General features: G+C 36.7%; 18 protein-coding genes. 4 read left to right on the forward strand and 14 right to left on the reverse strand.

Going from position 1 to position 22,596, the window contains the following annotated elements; genetic code table 11:
* Nucleotides 1-11 precede the first annotated feature (11 nt).
* From ACN0U3_RS10295 to ACN0U3_RS10305, 3 genes are read right to left on the reverse strand one after another with little or no spacing between them, the layout of a single operon-like run.
* Nucleotides 12-1,451, reverse strand: coding sequence for a peptidylprolyl isomerase (locus ACN0U3_RS10295; protein ID WP_417266158.1), 1,440 nt, complete (start codon nucleotides 1,449-1,451; stop codon nucleotides 12-14).
* Nucleotides 1,444-2,301: a peptidyl-prolyl cis-trans isomerase gene (locus tag ACN0U3_RS10300; protein WP_417266159.1), complete on the reverse strand. Its 858-nt coding sequence runs from the start codon at nucleotides 2,299-2,301 to the stop codon at nucleotides 1,444-1,446. Before ACN0U3_RS10300 ends, ACN0U3_RS10295 begins: the two co-directional genes overlap by 8 nt.
* Nucleotides 2,298-4,256 (reverse strand): peptidylprolyl isomerase, encoded by a 1,959-nt coding sequence (locus ACN0U3_RS10305; RefSeq protein WP_073219058.1) that lies wholly within the window; start codon nucleotides 4,254-4,256, stop codon nucleotides 2,298-2,300. The genes ACN0U3_RS10300 and ACN0U3_RS10305 overlap by 4 nt, the downstream gene beginning before the upstream one ends.
* Before the next feature lie 422 nt (nucleotides 4,257-4,678).
* On the opposite strand from ACN0U3_RS10305, the gene ACN0U3_RS10310 reads away from it, so the two are divergent.
* The 3 genes from ACN0U3_RS10310 (at nucleotide 4,679) to ACN0U3_RS10320 (ending at nucleotide 6,243) form a co-directional block, all read left to right on the forward strand.
* Nucleotides 4,679-4,918: a hypothetical protein gene (locus ACN0U3_RS10310; RefSeq protein ID WP_073218982.1), complete on the forward strand. Its 240-nt coding sequence runs from the start codon at nucleotides 4,679-4,681 to the stop codon at nucleotides 4,916-4,918.
* A 185-nt stretch (nucleotides 4,919-5,103) separates the two neighbouring features.
* Nucleotides 5,104-5,622 carry an OmpH family outer membrane protein gene (locus ACN0U3_RS10315; protein WP_073218984.1) on the forward strand — a complete coding sequence of 173 codons (519 nt, stop codon included), beginning with the start codon at nucleotides 5,104-5,106 and terminating at the stop codon, nucleotides 5,620-5,622.
* Between the two features lie 165 nt (nucleotides 5,623-5,787).
* Complete coding sequence (locus ACN0U3_RS10320) at nucleotides 5,788-6,243, forward strand: GNAT family N-acetyltransferase (protein ID WP_417266160.1); 456 nt, start codon at nucleotides 5,788-5,790, stop codon at nucleotides 6,241-6,243.
* Between the two features lie 102 nt (nucleotides 6,244-6,345).
* Here ACN0U3_RS10320 and guaB read toward each other — a convergent pair whose 3' ends face one another.
* From guaB to ACN0U3_RS10365, 9 genes are all read right to left on the reverse strand, one after another.
* Complete coding sequence (guaB, locus tag ACN0U3_RS10325) at nucleotides 6,346-7,818, reverse strand: IMP dehydrogenase (RefSeq protein WP_417266161.1); 1,473 nt, start codon at nucleotides 7,816-7,818, stop codon at nucleotides 6,346-6,348.
* A 341-nt stretch (nucleotides 7,819-8,159) separates the two neighbouring features.
* Nucleotides 8,160-10,763: a TonB-dependent receptor domain-containing protein gene (locus tag ACN0U3_RS10330; RefSeq protein WP_417266162.1), complete on the reverse strand. Its 2,604-nt coding sequence runs from the start codon at nucleotides 10,761-10,763 to the stop codon at nucleotides 8,160-8,162.
* Between the two features lie 21 nt (nucleotides 10,764-10,784).
* On the reverse strand, nucleotides 10,785-12,149 hold the full coding sequence (locus tag ACN0U3_RS10335) for an HTTM domain-containing protein (RefSeq protein ID WP_417266163.1): 1,365 nt from the start codon (nucleotides 12,147-12,149) through the stop codon (nucleotides 10,785-10,787).
* A gap of 74 nt (nucleotides 12,150-12,223) precedes the next feature.
* Nucleotides 12,224-13,345, reverse strand: a complete 1,122-nt coding sequence (locus tag ACN0U3_RS10340) for an imelysin family protein (protein WP_417266164.1) — start codon at nucleotides 13,343-13,345, stop codon at nucleotides 12,224-12,226.
* Nucleotides 13,346-13,423: 78 nt separating this feature from the next.
* The gene (locus ACN0U3_RS10345) at nucleotides 13,424-14,644 is read right to left on the reverse strand and encodes a DUF4856 domain-containing protein (RefSeq protein WP_417266165.1); all 1,221 of its coding nucleotides are present in this window, start codon (nucleotides 14,642-14,644) and stop codon (nucleotides 13,424-13,426) included.
* 333 nt (nucleotides 14,645-14,977) lie between these two features.
* A complete protein-coding gene (locus tag ACN0U3_RS10350; protein ID WP_417266166.1) occupies nucleotides 14,978-16,498 on the reverse strand; it encodes a bifunctional metallophosphatase/5'-nucleotidase in 1,521 nt (506 codons plus the stop codon).
* Between the two features lie 10 nt (nucleotides 16,499-16,508).
* Nucleotides 16,509-17,372: a hydroxymethylglutaryl-CoA lyase gene (locus ACN0U3_RS10355; RefSeq protein ID WP_073219067.1), complete on the reverse strand. Its 864-nt coding sequence runs from the start codon at nucleotides 17,370-17,372 to the stop codon at nucleotides 16,509-16,511.
* A gap of 98 nt (nucleotides 17,373-17,470) precedes the next feature.
* Entirely contained in the window at nucleotides 17,471-18,085 is a 615-nt protein-coding gene (locus ACN0U3_RS10360; protein WP_073218998.1) for a LysE family translocator, read from the reverse strand.
* Between the two features lie 321 nt (nucleotides 18,086-18,406).
* A complete protein-coding gene (locus ACN0U3_RS10365) occupies nucleotides 18,407-19,453 on the reverse strand; it encodes a quinone-dependent dihydroorotate dehydrogenase (protein WP_417266167.1) in 1,047 nt (348 codons plus the stop codon).
* An 85-nt stretch (nucleotides 19,454-19,538) separates the two neighbouring features.
* On the opposite strand from ACN0U3_RS10365, the gene pepT reads away from it, so the two are divergent.
* Nucleotides 19,539-20,801, forward strand: coding sequence for a peptidase T (pepT, locus tag ACN0U3_RS10370; protein WP_417266168.1), 1,263 nt, complete (start codon nucleotides 19,539-19,541; stop codon nucleotides 20,799-20,801).
* Between the two features lie 82 nt (nucleotides 20,802-20,883).
* On the opposite strand, the gene ACN0U3_RS10375 is transcribed toward pepT, so the two are convergent.
* A complete protein-coding gene (locus ACN0U3_RS10375; RefSeq protein WP_417266169.1) occupies nucleotides 20,884-22,122 on the reverse strand; it encodes a DUF445 domain-containing protein in 1,239 nt (412 codons plus the stop codon).
* Between the two features lie 156 nt (nucleotides 22,123-22,278).
* Complete coding sequence (gene yajC / locus ACN0U3_RS10380; RefSeq protein ID WP_073219009.1) at nucleotides 22,279-22,569, reverse strand: preprotein translocase subunit YajC; 291 nt, start codon at nucleotides 22,567-22,569, stop codon at nucleotides 22,279-22,281.
* Between the last annotated feature and the right edge of the window lie 27 nt (nucleotides 22,570-22,596).

The raw sequence follows: 22,596 nt of genomic DNA on the forward strand, positions 1-22,596 counted from the left end.
TAATTTCAATATTATTTTTTCAACCAATTTGCAGCAAAATCACAATCTTGATAATCGTCATTAACGTGAACATAAGTTTTTACGATGACCTCATCCTGCCACTTATTAATTTCTTTAATTTGTTTTTCGCGAAGAGCAAGTTGTTTAATACGTTCGTAATCTTCAACATAATCGGCGTTGTGTTCAGGGTAACGTCTTGTTACAGTGTAAATTTTCAGCAATCCTTTACCCGTACGGTCTCGATCGGTAATAACTTTAGAAACATCTCCTTCTTTTAGGTTATACACTTGTGCACTAAAGGTTGGGTCCATTTTGGTTAGATCAAACTTAGTATCAAACGTAAGTGGATTCACAATTTGACCTCCATTATTTCTAGTTTCTTTGTCTTCGGAGTATTTTCGTGCTGCTTCAGCAAAAGTAATTTCGCCTGCAACAATTTGTTTTCTAATATCTTCAATTTTGTTTTGAGCTGCTTCTATTGCTTCTTGTGAAACTTCTGGAAATGCAAGAATGTGTCGAACATCTACTTCTTGCCCTCTAATTTTTTCAACGTAAAGTATGTGCCAGCCAAAATCTGTTTCAAAAGGCTCACTTACTTCTCCTTCTAAAAGAGAAAAAGTCTGATCCATAAATTCCTTGGCAAGAGGGGAATCGCGCTTAATTCCAGTAATGAGACCTCCTTTACTTGCGGTACCAGGATCTTTAGAATACAGCACAGCTTTGGTTGAAAAGCTTGCCCCATTGTCTATAATGTCTGCTCTCATTTCATTTAATTTGGCAACGGCATCGTCTATTGCTTTTTGCGAAATTTCTGGTTCAATTACAATTTGCGCGACCTCAATTTCGGCTCCAAAAACGGGACGTTCATCTTCTGGTATGGAATAGAAAAAACTACGAACCTCTTCTGGCGTAACCTCCATTTTATCTATAATTTTTTGCTGCATCTTCGTAGCCAACGCATTGATTTTATTGGCATCATAAAGCTCTTTTCGAAGGTCGGCAATATTGTCTTTTCGGTAATATTGTGCTACTTTCTCTTCACTTCCCAACTCACTAGCCATATATTGAAGTTGTTGATCTGTTCGTGAATTAATTTCAGCTTCTGAAACCATCAAGCTATCTTGTTTTGCTTGGTGTGCATATAGTTTGTCTTCCATTAGTTTTCCTAAAAGTCGACAACGAGAAATACCTTCTACTGAAATTCCCTGAGATTGCATTTCAAGATATCCTTTATCTATATCGGAATCGAGTATAACGTATTCGCCAACCACTGCGTTAATCCCCTCAGCTTTAAAGCGCTCAAAAGGTTTTAAGGTGTCGTTAGCAACGTTTTTTGCAGGAACCGTAATAGCATCACTGCTCTTTACTACTCCGGTACTATCAGGAACTACTACATTCTGTGCCTGTAAAATACAGGTGGATAGAAGTAGTAACAGGGAAAATTTATTCATTGTTGTAAATTTCAAATTTATTGTGTTCAATGGCATCTCTTGTAATATCTGTTTCAAGTTTTCTAATAAGTTCAAGCTTTCGCTTATTGAGTATTATCTGTCTCAATGTAGGCTTAATATAAGAAAGAGGCGCAATTTCATTTTGGTTTAGGATATCTTCAATTTTCACCAAATATACTCCTATTGAATCTTGCAATTGTGTGAAATTTGATTTCTTTAACACTTCATCTTTTGCTGATCTCAATATGGGAATCGTCTCAAATAGAACTTCCTTTTTAATCCAAACAGAATCGTTCAAATTTGAGGATGCAAATTGCAGATTGCGATCACTAAGAAACTCTTTATCTTTTTGGTCGTAACGCACAAACTTTTCTTTTATAGTCTCAAAGCCTTCATAGCTCTTCGGCAGCTGAACAAACCTCATTTTAAGAAGCATATAGTTCAGCTTAAAGTTCTCTTTATTTTCTTGGTAATAGCTTTCAAATTCACTTTCGGTAATTGTGCTATCCAATTGTTGCCCAACTATTACATTTTTATATGCACCTGTAAGTAAGTCGTTTTTGTATTCTTCGACCAACTTGTCAAACCTTCCTAATTTATCGCTGGTAAGGTTGATTTTGGCCTGACCTATCAATAATTTTTGAGTAGCCCAGCGCGTAATATAATTGTTGACGATAAGTGTACTGTCCTCTGGCGTTGTGTTTTCTGAAATTAAAGCTTGAATATCGGATACATATAAGTATTCATCGTGTACACGAGCAACTATCCCTTCTTTCGGTTCTTGTTCAAAATACCCACAAGACGACACCAAAAGGCTCGCTACCGCTATGTAAAACCACGTTAATCTCACTTCAATCTTCTTTTCAACTTTCTAAGTGTTTTGCTATTTACTTCAACCTTATACTTGGCGTGAAGCTCATTCATCCACGTAGTTTCTAATTCATTTTGGTAATTACTAATAACCCTTCCTTTAACATCTTCAAGATCTTTGATGCTCTCAGGAAGTATTTCTTTAACGTTTACCACTGTAAATGAATCATTACTTGGATAAACAGAAGAAACGCCTTTTTTGATATCAAGATTCTCTGGAAGTTCTTTTTCGCCTATTTCAAACACACCTTGAGTAAGCAATACGTTTACCGACCCGTCTGGGTTAAGTTCTGTTTTAATATCTTCAGGAGCCATTCCTTCTTGAATCATTTTTTGAACGCGCTGCGCATAAATTTGTGATGTAGCTGAAAAAATATCAACATCTAATCTTTTTTTCCATCGGTAATTTTCCTTGCTTTTATTATAGAAGTTCTGTAACCCGATTGTATCATTTTTGGCCTTGCTCCAAATGTTTTTATCCATTACATCAAAAATGAGTAGACCGTCACGGTATTCACCTAAAATAGCGGCATATTCTTCATTTTCAATTTCTAATTGGTCTCTAAAGTACTCTTTTAATTCATTTGTTTCAAGCTCATCGTACATTCCAATTAGCAGCTTCTCTTTGTCTTTAAAAGGCATTGTTGTTCCTTGTCTTTCTTCTATATAGGAAGCGAAGTCTGAATACTTAACAGCTTTATTTCCAATGGTAAAAAGTGTTTTGTTTTGTGCAGCGGCAATAGGCTCTTTTTTCCATTTTCTTGAAAGTACACTATCTGTTACATAGGTATCGAAAAAAGGTAAATAACTTTCTACTTTTTTAAAACCGTATATTTCTTTTATTTTGTTGTTAACCGCATTTATAACAACTTTACCACGATCTCCTTGTTTTACTTTTTTCTCTAACTGAACTCTTTGTTCTTCAAAGGTTGGATCTGCTACAATTTCATCTAGGCGAATAATATGCCATCCAAAATCTGTTTTTACAGGCTCACTAATGTCTCCTATATTCTTCAATTGATATGCTACTTCTTCAAATTCTGGGGCGCGAAGTTCTCCTTTAGTAAATGGTTTTAAAGCCCCTCCTTTTACTCCTGAGTTTTTATCGTCTGAATATTCTTTAGCGAGGTTCTCGAAAGATTGTCCTTGCTTTAACATTGTAGAAATTTCGTTAATACGCTCTTTAGGATCAAACGTTTTAGCGCCTTTTTTATCCGAAATCATAATATGCGAAACTGCTACTTTTGGAAGTCTTTCGCGACGGTCGTTCACTTTAATTATATGATATCCGAAGTTCGTGCGTACAATTTCAGAAACTGCACCTACTTTTGTGTTGTAGGCTGCGGTTTCAAATGGATAGACCATATTGAAAACAGAAAAATATCCCAATTTACCACCAGAACTTTTTGCATTAGGCTCTTCTGAGTTTTCTTTTGCTAATTGTTCAAAATCGGCTCCATTTTTTAAAGCTTTTTCACGAATAGACTTAATTTTATTATATGCCGCAAGGGTATCTTGTGGCGTAGCTTCATAACTCACCTTAATCAAAATGTGATTGGCGTTAATTTCTTCTTTACCCCTATCGTATGCTTCTTTTGCTAAGTCTTCTGTGAATTTATTTTCGAAGAGATAATTGCGTGAAAGTTGATCACGGTACTTGGTGAGCTCTGCTTTATACACTTCACCCTCGTCGAGACCTTGGGCCTTTGCTTCAAATATTTTTAATTTATAATCTATGAAGAGTTGTAAGTAGCCATCAATATCCTTTTGGGATTCATCTTGAACCAACTCAAGGTTTTTCTCATAGACTCTTTTAAACTCATTGGCATAAACGGGTGTACCGTCTATCGTTAACAAAACATCTTTCTTGTTTTGGGAAAAAATTGTGGTTCCACCAAGGAATACCAAGAACAATACAGTAAGAAAATTTTTCATTTTTACTAAAATATTAATTTTAAAGATTCCACAAGCGCCCTTATATGGCTTTGGCGCACAAAGTTGCAAAAATAGCAAAAGCAACGTAACTCATGCCCGAAAAATAAACGAATATAATTTAAAATGATTGTCCTTAGAATCGCATAAATAACAGCTACAATAATGAGTGAATAAACTCACCTCAGACATTTACTTACTTCAGACTATTTCAGTAATAAATTAGATTGTTTAGAAGAATGTTTCTATCCAACCTATTTTTGTATTTCAATAAAAATCAACCGTGATTTATTACCTAAAAAAATGTGTAATTACGACAGCAGTAGTTTCACAATGTATTTCTGAATTCCGTACTTTGCAATATGCTAAACAACTAAATAAAAAGGTTTCTTTTCGATACGACCTAATTTCAAAAACAAAGCACTATGACTGAAAGAATAAAATTTATATGGGATTTTCATGGCCCCAATGGCAAGCCTACAGCTGAGCATCACGTGAAGCATTTAGGAGAATTTATAACCATTAAACAACTTGACAACATTCCGCTTGGCGTGGAGCAAATTAGTTCGACACACCACATTGCTTATATGGCAGTTGAAAAAGAAATGGTTGATGATCTAAGAGCAATTTTAAAACCCAACCGAGGTCAACACTATAAAGAATAACGGTGATAATAAATAGATCTAAGCAAATATGCTATAAATCTTACTTCAAACCTCAATAGTGCCTATTTAAAAAACTTAGCGATTTGAACCTATTCCGAAGTTTGTTCTCGATCAACATCTTCCGCACCTCCTCATTTTCAATATTTATAGTAACTTTGCGCACTAATTTTATTAAACCTACTATTATGAGATTTCTAAAAATCGCCATTTTTTTCATAAGCCTTTCTGCATTTTCACAAGGAAAAGTAGGAGCTGTTGATATTGACTACATACTTTCCAATATGCCCGAAATGACTTCTGTGCAATCACAATTAGAAGCCTATGGAGCACAAATGGATCTTGACCTTAACAAAAAGATTGACAAATACAGATCTCTAGCTGAAGCGTACCAAGCAGAAGAAAAAGAACTGACAATTGCACAAAAGAAGGAAAAACAATCTGCGTTGATAGAAATTGAAAATGATATCCAGAAATTTCAGCAAAATGGAGCTAAATTAATGGAAATAAAACAACAAGAATTCCTGCAGCCGCTCTACAGTAAAATTGCAGCTGCCTTAGACAAGGTGGCAAAGGCACAAGGTTTTACACAAGTAATGCAAGTTACCGCAGATGTTGTCTATCTAGACCCAAATTACGACCTTACGACCTCAATTATTGCAGAATTAGGTATTACTATTGAGGAAAAAGTGGAAGGTGAAGAATAAACCCATCTCAACTTTATTTTAAGAAACAGAACGTGAAGTGCACAATGCTTCACGTTTTGTTTTTTCAGGGACAAAATCAATGTGCTAAAACACCTGCCTAAAACTAAAGAATGAATATTTCAATGATTTTATAATTATTACATTTCAATTGTACGATATAAATTAATGGTCCATTCCCTCCATAATAACAACCTAGAAACAGCAATTCAAATACATTCGCTTTTTCAATTATCGTATGCTGTTGAAGCCAAGACTTTAGAGGCAACAGATTTTCCACCACTTATAAGACCTATTGAAAATTATTTAGAAAGCGAGAATGATTTTTTTGGATACTTTGAAAATGGCGAATTAGCAGGAGTTATAGAGGCTAATCACGATGATAGCCATACCGCTATAAATAGCTTGGTGGTGCACCCCCTGTTTTTTAGACGTGGAATAGCGAAAACGTTATTACTTTTCGTTTTCAATAAATTTAATTCCGACCTTTTTACTGTTGAAACTGGCATCAATAATAAACCAGCGACTGAGTTATATAAAAAGCTCGGTTTCGTTGAAATTAAACAATGGAATACCGACTTCGGAATTAAAAAAGTGTTGTTTGAAAAACGAGGGGAAAATTAAACTAACACAGTTCAAAAAAAGAACGACACCAATTGCTTAATCGATATCGTTCGTTATAATCTTAAAGTTAAAATCTGGCAAAAGAAATGCCTTTCACCCTACCTATCTACTGTAATTAGGAGCTTCTTTAGTTATGGTTACATCATGAGGATGGCTTTCTGCAATTCCTGAAGAGGTTATTTTAACAAACTTTCCATTTTCTTTTAGGCTTTCAATATCTTTAGCGCCGCAGTATCCCATACCAGCTCTCAATCCACCGATGAACTGTGTCATACTCTCCAATAAATCTCCTTTATACGGAACACGTCCAACGATTCCTTCGGGAACAAGTTTTTTTATATCGTCTTCTACGTCTTGGAAATAACGATCTTTACTTCCTTGCTTCATTGCCTCTACAGACCCCATTCCTCTATACGATTTGTATTTTCTGCCTTCATAGATTATCGTTTCGCCTGGCGACTCTTTAGTTCCTGCAAGTAATGACCCTAGCATTACGCAGTCTGCACCAGCTGCAAGGGCTTTAGGGATGTCGCCAGTATATCGAATCCCACCATCGGCAATCACTGGAACTCCGCTGCCTTTAATTGCCGCAGCAACTTCCAAAACAGCTGAAAACTGAGGAAAACCAACACCAGCAACCACTCGTGTAGTACATATAGAACCTGGCCCAATCCCAACTTTTACGGCATCGGCACCAGCATCGACCAAATATTTTGCAGCTTCTGGAGTAGCAATATTTCCTACCACCACATCCAATTCTGGGAATCTTTCTTTCACACGCTTCAACACCTCTACCACGCCTTTTGTATGACCGTGAGCGGTGTCGATTATAACTGCATCAATTTGTGCATTTACCAGAGCTTCGGCTCTCTCCATTACATCTGGAGTAACCCCCAAGGCAGCAGCTACGCGAAGACGCCCAAACTGATCTTTATTGGCACTAGGTTTTTGAGTAAGCTTTGTAATATCCCTAAATGTGATAAGGCCGAGGAGTGTTCCGTCGTCTGTTACCACAGGAAGTTTTTCAATTTTATGTTTCTGAAGAATTATTTCCGCCTCTTTTAAAGAAGTTCCTTGAGCAACAGTAATAAGGTTTTTAGAAGTCATAACCTCGCTTAGCTCGTGGTTCAAATCACGTTCAAAACGAAGATCACGGTTAGTAACAATTCCTATTAACTTTCCTGAATCATCAATAATTGGTATTCCGCCGATGCTGTACTCCCGCATTGTCTTTTGAGCATCGCCAACTGTATTGTGCTTTTGAAGTGTAACAGGATCAATAATCATCCCACTTTCAGCGCGTTTTACCTTTCGAACCTCCGCTGCCTGCTGTTCAATAGTCATGTTTTTATGAAGAACGCCAATTCCTCCTTCTCTTGCAATAGCAATAGCCATAGCACTTTCGGTAACAGTGTCCATTGCTGCGGAAACAATAGGAACATTAAGCGTTATATTGCGTGAAAATTTAGTAGCGATAGAAACTTCGCGAGGCAGTACTTCGGAATAAGCGGGAACTAAAAGGACATCGTCGTAAGTTAGTCCTTCTCCTAAAATTTTATTTTGATGTTCGTTCATGGCAATTAAATTAACTTCCGAGGCACAAAGTTGAAGATGAGTAAAGTCGGAATGTGTTTATGGATTAATTGCGTGCAAATATACAGGAATTAATTCAGAAATATATACTCCGAATTCAGTTTTATACTGCAAGGTTTTCAATACGTCCTGCAAGATTTCAAAAAACTTGTAGGTATAACGATATGCCAAAATCATGATGATTTCCTAAATCTCAATAGCCCTTGTGGAATTTAATTGAGAATTTTGAATTATCGAGCACGGTTTCAAAAACCTTGTCTAAATAAAACTAGACCTACAAAGAGCCCCGCTCAAAAGCGGGGAACACCTTGTAGGTCTAAAAGCTAAAACTTCATCTGCAAGGTCGCATACCAAGTTCGTGGTTGGCTTGGCAAAATTCCTGGTCCCGGGTATCCCGTCGCTCTTCGTGTAAAATAACTCGTATCCAACACGTTGTTTAAGCCGCTTTCGATTTTAAAATGACCAATCGTATAGGATACCGAGAGATCCATAATAGCATAAGCAGGTATTTCGCCGATAATGCCACTCTGACTTTCAAAATCACGCTCGCTATTGGTTGCGTCTGTAAATTGTTTACTTAGATAAGTATACTGAAGGCTTCCCAAAAAATCTTTATAACCAAAACCAAGTCCTGTTTTCAGGTTTACGGCTGGAATGAATTCTACCTTTTTTCCCTTCACATTCGTTTCTTCTGAAGAAGTGTACTCGCTATTTGTAAGCGCTAGGTTTGCGAAATAGTTCAATCTAAAACTTCTATCAATAGAAAAAGTCTCTAAAATATTCCAATCTACAAAGCTTTCGAAGCCATACGTAATAGCGTCGCCAATATTACCACGAAAACGTTCTTCTTGAATATCGCTTACTTCTCGAACAATCACACCTAATCGATCTTTATAACTCAGGAAAAAAGCACCAACATCATACGAAACATATTTTCCAAATCGACCTCGAGCTCCAATATCAAATGTATATCCTTCTTCATCCGAAATATCTGGATCAACAACCAATGAGGGGTTTGTTATTCGAATATCATTAAAGGTTACTGATCGGTAATTCTGGCTTAAGTTTCCGTAAAGCTCGGTTTGTTTTGTGGGTTTATAGCTTACACCAACGCCCAACAGCACAAATGCTCGTTCAAATTCACGATTATCGGGAATGTCCTCATTTAAGATCGGGTTTCCAGCAATGTCAAAATTAATTTTTTTGTACTCACCTTCACTTTGAGTCTTTATATATTCAAATCGAAAACCGGGTGTAACAGAAAACTTAGATGAAAGATTAAAAATGTTTTCACCAAAGGCTGCGAAATTTAAATTTGGAAATGTAAAATCACTCTGACGCTCGTAATTAGGATATGTGGAGGAAGCAAAATTAAAATTTGCGTCCATTCCATTGGTTCCTGGACCTTGACGCTCATCATTATTTGACTGGTAATATTTCCCTCCAAAAAGAACTATATTCTCTTTTCCTAAAAAGTCATAACGCGTTAAAATTCGTGCTTCGGCGCCCCAGTTATTGAAGTTTCCTGAAATTAACTCGCGTGGTTTCTCTAAATCGTCTACTTGTGAAACACGATTTTCCCTAAACCCAACTGTTTTTCGGCTGGCATCTAAAGCGAATACGTTTAGGCTAAAATCTGTTCTTTCTGAAAAACTATGATCAAAACGCAATGAATATAATTTCCAATCTACTTCAAACCAGTTGCGTGTGCGGTTGCTGAAAGTTGGATCTTCTTCAAATTGCCTGTCTGTTAAGCCTCCAGGCTGTTGTGCCAAATAATGAAGGTAACTCATTTCAAAAGTGAGCTTAGTCTTTTCAGAAAACGCATAGTCTAAGTGTGCAAAGGCGTTATGCGAATCGAATTGCGAATTAGGACGGAAATCATCGCCCGTTTTAAAATTATAATAAGTGTAATATCCCAATTTCCCTGCCGTTCCGCTAAAACTATTGAAGCTATTAAACAAGTTGAAGGAACCCAACGATTGCCGGGAAACCCATTCAAACTTCTTATCTGGATTTGGTTTTTTAAGAACAAAGTTGATCAACCCTCCAAATTGGGTTCCGTACTGAAGCGAAGCCGCACCACGAACCACTTCAATCTCGCTTAATGCATCGGCTGGCGGGGTGTAATAACTCTCTGGATAGCCCAAGACATCAGCAGAAATATCATACCCATTTTGACGTGTATTGAAATTGGCTGTCCTATTTGGGTTTAGACCTCTACCTCCTATATTGAGTTGTAAACCACCATCATTGTTTTCGTAAATATTCAACCCTACAACCTGAGCGTAAATCTGTCGCGCATTGTTGGTTGCGGTATTGGAAGTGAGGTTATCCATCACTACTACTTCACTCTTTTTCCCAGCGTAAATGGCGGTTCCCTCTACTTGTTTTAAACTGCGTAAGGCAAAAACCTCTTCCTTCCTTCTCTTTATAACAACTTCGGAAAGCTGTTCGCCCAAGGGTTCTAATTCAAAATTTACAATTGTGTTTTGAGAAACAGTAATCGACTCCTTCAAAACCTTGTATTCCATATCAAATACAGCAAATTCGTAGGTTCCGGCAGGCACGTTATCGAATTGAAAACTTCCTTCGGTATCGGTAATTGTCGATTTCCCTAAATCGAGATTGTAAACTTCAGCATTTTGAATAGGCAGATTATTGGCTTTATAAAGCACTTTTCCCGAGACGGAAAACTGCGCGAAAAGAGGAATAGTAATAAATAAGAAGAAAACAGTGAGAAAAAGATTTCTACTAAGATGAAAAACTTCATTCGGAATAATATCGTGGTTCCAAACCACAAAGGTTTTAAAAACCCTTGGGGTCTTCTTTGAGTGTCCCCAGACCTCACAGGTTTGAAAATCCAGTGAGGTCTCAACTGAAACCTGTGAGGTCTTTCGCAATATATTGGTTTTAAATTCTATCATTTTCAGTCGGATGACCTTTTTTTATAATCCTTTAATCTCATCGTTAAACGGCAGTATCCAATCTTTTCGGCAAAAGGACTCATTTTTCTTCAATAAATCAACTTTTGGGTCAATAAAAGGTTGACTTAATCGTCCGTTTAAGGCTACATAACCTTCAACAAACACACCTACATTTTCATAACCTTGCTTTTTGAAATGATTTCCTAAGTAATGCGCATATTCCAAAATAAAATCGGGTTGAAAGCTCATTTGTTTCTCTTGAAAAGAAGTCAAAAAATCATCGTTATCAACAACAAACTGCTCCTCTGTTTCTGTGTTTTTTATCGTGAATTGTGCATACCCGGCTTTTTCCATCAACATAACGCGCCACGAAAATCGAAATCCTTCTTCCGTCCAAAACAATTCATTTGGATACAATAAATAGCGCCAAGGTAGCAGTAACTGAACAGCTAAAAAGATTGCAACAATAGGAAGCGTAAAGTTTCTTTTAAAACGAAAACTTTTTTCATTGGCCATAGAAATAACCTTTGAATAATTAATCCGAAATATTCTTGAAATAAATCCGAGAATTCGATGATGTACGCCTGCGTCAAAAAAGATTAGCGCACTGACAATCATGATAAAAGGGAACATTCCTATTGGAAATAAAACCCTGGTTAGCACGTGAAAAATAACAACCAAGGCAAACGCAAACCAACGTGTAGGTTTATAAAAAAGTAGAAATGGAATAATTAAATCGTATATGGCACCGCTCCAACTAAACGCAAAATGAACCCATTCTTGTTGTAGTAAATCTCCCAATATTGGCAAATCGTATTTTGAAGGAAGCCAAATTTTTAACGGCATCGCTTTAAAAAGCCAATCACTGTTTAATTTTGCCAAACCTGCGTGAATATAAACTAGTCCCAAAAGAAACTTGATGCTATCCACCGTCCATCTTGGAATTCTTAAAAATGCTTTGGATGGATTTTTATAAGCATCTAGCGAGAAAAAGGCATTTGCAGGAAGAAATACCATTAAAAACCCAACACAGCTTATAAAGTAATAGTGATTGAGATAGGTAGTTTTATCCATCAACTCAATATAGGTGAAGCTTAAAAAGAAAACAATAATCGCCAATCGGTATTTATAGCCTAAAGCCACAAAAAGAGAGGCTATTCCACAAATAATAAAAATGAGATAGGTGTAATCGCCAAGCGGTTGAACCCATTCAAAGCCGTAGTAACTGAAAAAGAATTTGGGTTCGATATAAAGTTTGTAAACCCAACCATTGAGCATAAACCGAATGATGCTAACCAACATCATCAACCCAAAAAACACACGAAAGACCGCAAGAGGTGCGGCCGATGTGCTTTTATTCAAATATTTTGAAAACGTTGGAAACATAGTTCCTAAACAACGGTATTGGTTATTAGATTGGTTCTCAGCATTAAAACATTAAAAAATGTTCCAATAAATTGCTAATCCCCATCTGCATCAACATAGTTGATTGAAATATTTAGGGCTTGAACCATATCTACTTTCATCAAAACTACATTTCGCTGTAGCTCATCAAAAGTTTGCAGCATTTTTGTGTTATCTGTTGCTATTTGTTCTACAATATTAGGATTGAGTTCATTTGCTTTGTTGTGGGCAACTGTAAATTGCCCATCAATTAAGGCACTCAAATTTTCCCCATTTTTAATCGTGTTTAAATAATCGAGATAGGTTTTAAAGCTCGGCCCATTTGTGTTGCCATCAAATTTCTTCCCATTAAAAAAATTATGGGTCGCTGTAATCGACTCTAACAAAAGTTTTTTAGAAATATCTTCTTTATAAAATGCTTCCACTTTTTCTGGTAAAACCCCGTTAGAATATACTCCGGCTGGAATTCCAATTTTTCCTGCACGTAGGGACTTTTCATAATAGAAAATGTAGGCATTTGTAAACTTATCTACTGCTCCAGAAGCTGAAGAAGCGGTATTGGAAACAAACACATCGCGATAGCCAGCAGTCCAACTAGTCAATACTTCAGCACTTAAAGATGAAATGGTTGAAGCAAGGGTGTTTACGTAATTTTTATACCCTTCGGCATTAGTGTGTGAAGTATAAAATGAAATAATTTCATTATCATTGGTTGCCAATCCATTTATCATATAATCTAATGCTGGAAAGCCCTGAGCATCGATTGTTGAAGGCAAGTCAAGATTATACTCTCCAGTGGATATAAAACCTTCAATTTGAGCGGTATCGGTAGGATAAATATTAACTCTGTTTCTGAATCTTAGCTCTTCTGCTTTCCCTATTTCGAACATAGAAACGTGTTGAAATGAAACATAAGCGCTTTCCCAAGTGTTTCGAAGTTCTTGAAGCTTTTCGACCGTCGGATTTGTAGAAAATTCGGTGGTTTTAGTTTTTAAATCGGCTGCCTTAGCATTAAAGCTCGTATAAGCTGGTATAATAATATTGTCTGCCCAGTTGGCAAGCATGGCACCACGATCAAAATTATCATCAGCACTTTCTGGATTGTCGCTGCTGTTAGAACAGGAAGCAAGAATTAGCGCTAGTGAAAAAACGATGGCACTCAATTTTAAATATTTCATTTTGCTAGGTTTAAAAATCAAAAAAATCCAACCGAAAGGTGAAATCACGATTCGGTTGGTAAATAACTAAGACTATTATTAAATGCTTGCTGCCTGCGCAACAGTAAAGTCGAATTTTGCTGCTACAGCTTCAGAAATCGATTCTAAGGTTTCTGGTGTAATTCCCCAAAAGCCATTATCTGCTGGATTGATTAACTGGGCTAACAACGCATCTACTTCAGATCGTGTAAATAGTGGCGTATTGGTTTCAGGATTTCGTGTAAACCGTAAACTATAGACAAATCCGTATGCTTCAGACAAAGCGTGAAATGCGCCTTGTACATTTCCGTTTTCAATTTTGTTTTTACCATTTTGTAAATAGAAAATACCACGAACTGCAATTACTTTTGAAACATTTTTCTGAATTATTGCAATTTGCGAATCACGAACCTCGTAATTTTTGGCAGCAATAGCAGTACGTCCAAGCTTAAAGGCGTCGAAAATATCAGTTGCAATTGATGAGAAATCAGGATCTTTACTAACCTGTCCTACATATTCATTCAAGAAAGCATCGTCTTCTCCTATTGTTAAGTTTGGATTTGTTGGGTCTTGAGAGTTACCATATAAATAGCCATAAGCTTCATCCCACTTATGTTCCATAGTAGTGTACGATTTGCCTTCTTCTGTAATGTTATTGTCATTATTTATTCTATTGCTTCCTTCATCTAAAATCGCATAGCTTAAATAATGGTTAAGCATTTGATCTGTCATTAAGGCTCCCAATAGACTTTTAGCGAAAGCTTGATTGTACTCTAGCCCATATTGGTTTACGTAACGCGTTTTATCCCCATCAGCAATTTGACCTGCAACTCCGGGAGAGGCAACCACCATTTTATTAGGAAAAACTTCATTTACTTGTGAAGAAATAAAGCCTTCTAAAGTTGCTTTAATGATTGCACTTTCTGAAGCATTTGCCGAGAAATAATCTTTAGAGGCCGCTGTTTTGCTTCGAAGACTTTTATCGGATGCATTTAATTCTGAATCGCTGAAATCATTATTTCCAGCTTCGTGCGCATACATAGCTAATAAGGAATTTTCGGTAGCATTGTCAAAATCCATAAGAGCAGACTTTAACTCACCCGCCATTTTAATTCGCGTAGTTTGACCTCCAAAAGAAACAGTAGATTCACCTCCACGCTTAAATGTATAGGTTGCTGGAGGAACGACCGTGTTATCGTCAGGATTAACAGAATCATCCGAAGAACAAGAAGTAAAGACTAGTGCACTAATTATAGACGCACTAAATAAGAAATTTTTCATTAGAGTTTATTTAGACTTAATTTAAATAGATTGGTTTTACGCTTGCAAAAGTAAGATTGAAAATTCTAACTCACAAGCTTATTTAGAATAAATAAAGATAATATTTAAAGTTTTTTCAATCAGATAAGAAGTCATAAACACCTATAAACACTAGAAGTAAACAGTGTTTTCTGAAAATATAGAAGTAAAACAAATTACATCCGGAAGACTAACTTGCCAAAAAAAGATATAGTATTTAGTTCTTTTTCAACAGCTTATTTCTTTGAAAGATTGTCTACCCTTAACATATTACAGCACTAATTTACAGCTATTGAAGCTTGTGGAATCTTGGTGCTATTGTAATTTAAAATACTCGATTATCGCTTTTCGAATATCCGAGGCTGTTTCTTTTTCGATAGGATAATAAACATTTAGCACTTCTGGATTCTCTGGAGTAAGAAAAGGTATATCATAGCCTTTTAATAAGAAATCGCTAAAAGCTACTGAATAGGTGTTTTCATTTTCGATTAAATCGGTTCCAATTTGCCAATTTCCGTTTGTATTTTTAGAAAAATTATAGCGTTGTAAATAAGCTCCTGTTCCACTTTTTTCTACTCCGTAATTCAATATTTCTATTAAAAGGCTACCTTTTAAATCAACTCGCAGAACGCTTCCTCCAAAAGGAAGCACCCTAAAAATATCTGTGCTAGTAATATCGCCAATTAAGTTATCATCAATTCGGATGGAGCCTCCGTTAACCAAGGCAGCATTTACTTTTCCTGTATACGCATTCGCCATAGAGCGGGTAATAATATCGCCCAGATTGGTTTGTTTACTTCTACTCGCTTTATCGGTTCCGTCTAACGGAATTGAAGCGTGATAAATAATTTCATTGGGGTTATCAATCACTTCTTTTAATTTGTTGTTCAATAATTCATTCCATTTGGTAACAACAACTTCTACTTTAGGACTGGAAGGCGTTTTGTCAGTAACCATCACCAAATCAGAATCAACCTGAAGGTTTTTACTATTTAGATTATATGTTAACGTATGAACATAAACACTCTTGGCATTGGCATCTGCTTTGGCTATTATTGTGCTACCTTCTTTTTCAAGCATATTAAAATGTTCGTGACCTCCCATTATTAGGGGAATTGACTGCAGACGTTTTGCAATTTCAAAATCCTCTTCTAAAGCAACGTGGGTAAGTCCTACGACAAAATCCGTATTCTGAAGCGCTAGGTTGTATGCCCTTTCGGCATTTTCATAAATATCGCCATAGTAAACGTAATCTTTCAGGTTTGAAGGAAGTGTAACCCCGAAAACGCCGAATTTCAATTTATCACTTCCGGAGCCAACAGCTGTAAAGATTTCATAATCCGAAGTCACTATTTTATTTAGACCACTGCCTGTAACAAAAGGCAATGTCCCGCTTTCAGTAACATGACGTGTATTGGCTGTAGTCCATTTAAAGGTAGACTCCTCCAATCTTTTTAGAAGCTCCTTTTCTTTTAAATCGAATTCGTGATTTCCGAAGGTTACCAAATCTATTTCCAAGGCGTTTAAAACATCTATCATATGCTTCCCATTAAGGCGTTCCCCATCCACTTTAACTGTTCCTAGAAGTGAAGGGTTTAAAAAATCGCCTGCCAAAAACAAATACGTGTTTGGGAATTTCTCTTTTATAGAATCACGGATAAAACCTACGCGTGCTAGTCCGCCATACTCACCTCCGTTGAGTGGGGCGATTTCATAGATATCATTAATTTGTACAATTTTAATGGTAATCTCACCTGTTTTATTGGTAGCATCTTTGGATACACCGCAACTCGTTAAGAACAAACTTGCGATTGCTATGAATAAGAATCTTCCCATTTCGAAATGTTTAATGGTATTTAGTGAAAATTTTTGTTGCTTCGTTATGTGCGCTTTCAAACGACATAGGGCTGATATTTGAAGAAACCTTGTTTGTTGTAAAGTAACTCAGCATTTTTTCTGTTGGCATATTCCCCGTTAAATCGTCCTTTGCCATTGGGCATCCACCAAAACCTTGAATAGCACCGTCAAACCTTCTACAGCCAGCCTTATAGGCAGCATCAACTTTTTCGAACCACGCAGTCGGTGTGGTGTGTAAATGCGCACCGAATTCTATCTCAGGATATTTCGGGATCAAGTTGGAAAATAAATAGGAAATAATATCAGGCGTAGACGAGCCAACGGTATCGCTTAACGAAAGAATCTTCACGCCCATAGACGCCAATTTTTCGGTCCACTCCCCTACTATATCTACATTCCAAGGATCGCCATACGGATTTCCAAAACCCATAGACAGATAAGCGACAACTTCCTTATCGTTTTTATGCGCTAGATTTAAAATCTCTTGGAGTATCACCAAAGATTCGGCAATCGTTTTATGAGTATTCCGCATCTGAAAATTCTCCGAAATGGAAAACGGGTAACCCAAATAATCTATTTCTGGATGTTTTACGGCATCTATTGCCCCTCGCTCATTGGCGATAATGGCTAGTAACTTACTTGATGTTTTTGAGAGATCGAGTTTTGAAAGTACTTCGGCTGTATCCTGCATTTGCGGAATGGCTTTAGGCGAAACAAAGCTTCCAAAATCAATGGTATCAAAACCACAGCGCAAAAGCGACTGAATGTATTGCACCTTTTTTTCAGTGGGAATCCAATCCTTAATGCCTTGCATGGCATCGCGCGGACATTCTATTATTTTTACTTGCTGCATTGGCTCAAAGATAAGAATTCCCACGAAGTCAGAAATCTTTCCTCTTTAAAAATGGTTTATAAAAAATAATTTGAAATTAGAAAGTGGCGAAAAGTATATTAAGGCAGTAGAATGAAAGTTGCAATCCCCACAAAAACCACAATCTGCAACCATTTTAAAACAACTCCCATATTTTTCCATTCTATAAGCAGCTTAGAGATTCGTCCTGCGGCGAGTGCAATGCTGCTGAAAGTGATAAAGGAAACAATCATAAAAACAATTCCTAAAATATAAAACTGAACTATCGTATTCCCTTCCTTATCCCATAGAAAACCTGGGAAAAACGCCAAGAAGAAAATCATCACTTTCGGATTCACCAAATTCATTATTACACCTGTTTTAAACAGTTGGAGATACGATTTTTTAGGTGCGTTATTAGCTACAGAAATATCCGAATCACTTTTATAAACTTTGTAAGCCAAATAAAGTAAATAGCAAGCTCCCAAAACCTTTATTCCATAAAAAATTTCTTCGGAAGCAATTAAAATAGCCGAAAGACCAAAAGCCAAAAGCGTGGTGTGGACAATGCAGCCACTTATCAAGCCAGCAGTGGTTGCAATTCCGCTTTTAGTTCCATTCGCCAAAGATTGCGTAAGCACATAAATATTGTCTGGCCCCGGAGAAATGGCGAGGGCAAGCGTAGCGATTGAGAAAGAAATTAGGGTTTCTATCATAAAAAATGGCGTAAGACCGCTGCACTATAGGACGTACGATATAAGACTTTCAATTTATTGAATTTAAATTTTATATTAATAGAATTGATTATCCGCAAAATATCATAATGAGTGAATTGTAACATTAAAACAACTTTTATAAGGAGTCTCAAATTGCAACTACTTTTTTATTCTGCGTTAATCGGCGTGATCTGTGGGATGATTTTCGCGTTCTCAGATTTTCGGTTCCCGCTGATGTCGCAGATACTCGCAGACCTATTACTCGTATGACAAAAAACAAATATATAATAAAAGGCGTCCTACGTCGTAAGTCCTTTAATCCTAAGTCCTTTTTAAAATTGCTTTGTTAATCCGCTTAATCAAACCTGGGCCTTCGTAAATAAAACCGGTGTAAAGTTGTACCAAGCTAGCGCCGGCGTCTAGTTTTTCCAGCGCATCTTCTTCGGAATGAATTCCGCCAACTCCAATTATCGGGAACGATTTATTGCTTTTTTCTGACAGGAAGCGGATTACTTCTGTCGCCCTGTTAGTTAATGGTTTTCCACTAAGGCCGCCCATTTCCTTTTGTTTTTCTGAAGTAAGTTCGTCGCGTGAAATAGTAGTATTGGTAGCGATAACCCCAGCTATTTTAGTTTCAGAAACGATATCTATTATATCCAAAAGTTGGTCGTTCGTTAAATCGGGTGCAATTTTTAGAAGAATAGGTTTGCAAGTTTTCGACTCATTTCGAGCTGACATTGCTTTGTTTCTATCTTGAAGTGTTTGCAGTAATTCGGTTAAAGGCCTCTTCTCTTGCAGTTCCCTAAGGTTTGGCGTATTTGGCGAACTAACGTTTACTACAAAATAATCGACATAATCATACAGCGCATCAAAACAGATTATGTAATCGTTGACCGCTTCTTCGTTGGGAGTGACTTTGTTTTTCCCGATGTTTCCACCGATTAAGACCCTTCCAATTCCTTTTGGATTCTCTTTCAGCCTTTCAACCGCTTCTTCCACCCCTCCATTATTAAAACCCATTCGGTTAATGATGGCTGAGTCTTCTTTCAATCTGAAGAGTCTCGGCTTTTCATTTCCAGCTTGTGGCTTTGGGGTTACAGTTCCTATTTCAATAAACCCGAATCCAAAATTCGAGAGTTCTTTGTAAAGTTTCGCATCTTTGTCAAAACCAGCTGCAAGTCCAACGGGATTCGGAAATTTCAATCCGAATAATTCGCGTTCAAGTTTAGGGTCTTCGATTTTATAGATACTTCGGAAAATACTTCCGAAGCCAATCTTATGAAAAAAGCGAACCATTGAGAATGTAAAATGGTGAATTTTCTCTGGATCGAAGCTAAAAAACAGGGGGCGAATGATGGTTTTATACATGGTTGACAGATATGGTACAAAAATACACTAAACCATGTATTTGTTATTTTGAATATGCTTTATTTTGCACTGTAAAAGAAAAGTTATGATTGAAAAAAAACACATTATTGATCGCTTCACCAGCTATGTAACGATTGACACAGAAAGTGACCCCAATAGCAATACAACACCAAGCACTGAAAAGCAATGGAACCTCGCCAATAAACTGGTTGAGGAGTTGAAACAAATAGGCCTGGAAGATGTAACCATAGACGAAAACGCCTATATAATGGCTACGTTGCCTTCTAACGTTTCGTACCCAGTGCCAGTAATTGGGTTTATTTCACATTTTGATACCTCACCCGATTTTACAGGAGCGAATGTTAAACCACAAATTATCGAAAATTACGATGGAAAAGATATTGTTCTTAACGAAGAACAAAACATTATACTCTCTCCAGATTATTTCGAGGATTTATTAATGTATAAAGGACAAACTCTTATTACCACAGACGGAACAACGCTTCTAGGTGCAGATGATAAAGCTGGAATTACCGAAATAGTGTCAGCGATGGAATATCTTATCAATAACCCAGAAATTAAACACGGGAAAATTCGAGTTGGTTTTACTCCTGACGAAGAAATTGGTCGGGGCGCCCATAAGTTTGACGTTGAAAAGTTTGGAGCGGAGTGGGCGTATACTATGGACGGAAGTCAAGTAGGTGAGCTGGAATACGAAAACTTCAATGCTGCCGGAGCGGTGGTTACTATTAAAGGTAAAATCGTACATCCTGGATATGCCAAAGGAAAAATGATAAACAGTATGTACATTGCTACAGACTATATTAACTCGCTTCCAAGACTTGAAACTCCTGAACACACCGAAGGCCGTGAAGGATTTTTCCATCTTCATACAATTGATGGCAGTGTTGACGAAACAAAACTACAATACATTATTCGCGATCATAACAAAGAACATTTTGAAGCGCGAAAAGAAATGATGAAAGAATTGGCAAACGATATCAACGAGCAATTCCAGATGGAAGCTGTATCTGTTAAAATAAAGGATCAGTATTTCAATATGCGTGAAAAAATCGAACCTGTGATGCATATAGTTTCTATCGCAAAGGAAGCCATGGAACAGTTAGGAATTAAACCATTAATAAAGCCTATCCGCGGTGGAACTGATGGCTCACAATTAAGTTTTATGGGGCTTCCTTGTCCAAATATATTTGCTGGAGGTCACAATTTTCACGGAAGATATGAATACGTTCCTGTAGAAAGCATCAAAAAAGCAACGGAAGTAATTGTTAAAATTGCAGAACTTACTGCTAAAGATCTTACGAAATACAAATCGGAAGAGGAATAAGTATTGAAACTTCAATAAATCAAGCACCAAATTCCAATGAATACTTTTGGAATTTGGTGCTTTTTATTTGGGTTCTAAATTCTTAAAGAAACAATTGAGTAAGCGTATAAATCAAAAGACCTACAAATCCGCCTACTAAAGTGCCGTTTATACGAATGAACTGCAGATCTTTTCCTACCTCCAATTCTAGCTTTTCACTTAGCTCCTTGCCTTTCCAACCAGCTACAGTCCTGCTTATTAAAGCTTCAACCTCATCTCTGTTTTTAAGAACCATTCGATATAAAAAGTGACGCACCCAACTATTTATGCGACTACTCAATGCTTGATCGTGAGACAGGCTGTGCGAAAATTTTTGAATGTTACTTTTTAAATAGCCATGTAGTTGCGAATCTGGATTCTCTAGGTTTTGCACTAAGAGCCCTTTAATAGATTGCCACGCATCATCTGTGTAGGGACGGAGGTTTTGTTCCGTTAACACTTCTTGCTTCAGGTTATCAAATTTCTTGTTCCAACTTTCAGAAACTATTACATCATTTGAAAAATTCCGTAGATTTTCTGTAAGTTTCTTTCGAACAAAATGTTCTTTATCTGCATCTACTTCGTCAAGAAATTTAACTAATCCATCTACAACTTCAGTCGATATTTTTTTTCCAGCTAAAAAAGCTAGAAAAGGTCTATTTTCGTACAAGCGTTGCCGAATCAATTCTTCACTTTCATTGATATAGCCTTTAATTTGTGGGAGTAATACTTCTAGTAAATGAATATGTTCGTTCTTTTCAATAAAGTAATCGATACCAGAAGATGTTATTTTTTGAAAATCGATTTCATGTAAAATTTCGGTGCCTTTAATTGCAAGAAACGTTTCTACGTCTTTATCTTTAAGATCGGAAATAATTTTTTTTGTGAGACCAACAACTTCAGTTTCTAGAATTTTCTGGCTAGAGGGTTTATTCAACCACTCAGACACCCACTTAACAACGTCTAGTTTTTCAATATATGGCCGTATGTTTTCGGAGTTTAAGAAATTGTCTTTCACAAATTTTCCTAAATTCTGACCCAGATCATCTTTTTTCCTTTCAATTAAATTAGTGTGTGGAATAGGAATTCCTAATGGGTGCTTAAAAATAGCCGTTACTGCAAACCAATCGGCGAGTGCACCAACCATTCCCGCTTCAGAAAAAGCTTCGACATAACCCATCCACGTTTGGCCACCGTTGTGCTGTAAATATACCATTGCAGCATAAACGATTGCCATGAAAAAGAAAAGACCAGTTGCTAATCTTTTATGTTTCCGGAGTTGGTTTTTTTTGTGGTTGGACATAGCTATTAAAGATAGAAAATTAAGTGTAAACCAAATTGTTTATGCCGCAACATAAAATAAAATTCGCTTTAAATTCTCGGCAATTATTATTTAAAATAAAGAACTCCCCTACTATTAATTATAGCAAGGGAGTTTTTAAATAAAAGGAACAATTAATTACTTCTTTTCCTTTACGGGTGCGTTTAGTTTTGCTGTTTTTTCCATAGAAATAGCAGATCTCTCAAACTTCATTTTTCCAGCCAAACTTTCGATAATGCAGGTTCCGTCGTCAAAAAGGTCAAGGACTTTTCCATGCATGCCTCCCATTGTAATCACTTTATCGCCTTTTTTAAGTTGGGCGGCAAACTGTTTTTCTTGTTTGGCTTTTTTCATTTGAGGACGTATCAAGAAGAGATACATTACTAGAAATAATAAAACTATTGGTAAAAATTGAGAAAGATCTCCCATAACAGTAACTATAAATATTGAATTTAA

Origin of the sequence: Brumimicrobium sp. (assembly GCF_048268645.1) — a bacterium.
GTDB lineage: Bacteria > Bacteroidota > Bacteroidia > Flavobacteriales_D > Crocinitomicaceae > Brumimicrobium > Brumimicrobium ulvae.

Bases quoted from the DNA above. Each gene is read 5' to 3' on its own strand.
- ACN0U3_RS10295 (WP_417266158.1), bottom strand. From the start codon at position 1,451: ATGAATAAATTTTCCCTGTTACTACTTCTATCCACCTGTATTTTACAG.
- ACN0U3_RS10305 (WP_073219058.1), bottom strand. From the start codon at position 4,256: ATGAAAAATTTTCTTACTGTATTGTTCTTGGTATTCCTTGGTGGAACC.
- ACN0U3_RS10310 (WP_073218982.1), top strand. From the start codon at position 4,679: ATGACTGAAAGAATAAAATTTATATGGGATTTTCATGGCCCCAATGGC.
- ACN0U3_RS10315 (WP_073218984.1), top strand. From the start codon at position 5,104: ATGAGATTTCTAAAAATCGCCATTTTTTTCATAAGCCTTTCTGCATTT.
- ACN0U3_RS10320 (WP_417266160.1), top strand. From the start codon at position 5,788: ATGGTCCATTCCCTCCATAATAACAACCTAGAAACAGCAATTCAAATA.
- guaB (WP_417266161.1), bottom strand. From the start codon at position 7,818: ATGAACGAACATCAAAATAAAATTTTAGGAGAAGGACTAACTTACGAC.
- ACN0U3_RS10330 (WP_417266162.1), bottom strand. From the start codon at position 10,763: ATGATAGAATTTAAAACCAATATATTGCGAAAGACCTCACAGGTTTCA.
- ACN0U3_RS10335 (WP_417266163.1), bottom strand. From the start codon at position 12,149: ATGTTTCCAACGTTTTCAAAATATTTGAATAAAAGCACATCGGCCGCA.
- ACN0U3_RS10340 (WP_417266164.1), bottom strand. From the start codon at position 13,345: ATGAAATATTTAAAATTGAGTGCCATCGTTTTTTCACTAGCGCTAATT.
- ACN0U3_RS10345 (WP_417266165.1), bottom strand. From the start codon at position 14,644: ATGAAAAATTTCTTATTTAGTGCGTCTATAATTAGTGCACTAGTCTTT.
- ACN0U3_RS10350 (WP_417266166.1), bottom strand. From the start codon at position 16,498: ATGGGAAGATTCTTATTCATAGCAATCGCAAGTTTGTTCTTAACGAGT.
- ACN0U3_RS10355 (WP_073219067.1), bottom strand. From the start codon at position 17,372: ATGCAGCAAGTAAAAATAATAGAATGTCCGCGCGATGCCATGCAAGGC.
- ACN0U3_RS10360 (WP_073218998.1), bottom strand. From the start codon at position 18,085: ATGATAGAAACCCTAATTTCTTTCTCAATCGCTACGCTTGCCCTCGCC.
- ACN0U3_RS10365 (WP_417266167.1), bottom strand. From the start codon at position 19,453: ATGTATAAAACCATCATTCGCCCCCTGTTTTTTAGCTTCGATCCAGAG.
- pepT (WP_417266168.1), top strand. From the start codon at position 19,539: ATGATTGAAAAAAAACACATTATTGATCGCTTCACCAGCTATGTAACG.
- ACN0U3_RS10375 (WP_417266169.1), bottom strand. From the start codon at position 22,122: ATGTCCAACCACAAAAAAAACCAACTCCGGAAACATAAAAGATTAGCA.
- yajC (WP_073219009.1), bottom strand. From the start codon at position 22,569: ATGGGAGATCTTTCTCAATTTTTACCAATAGTTTTATTATTTCTAGTA.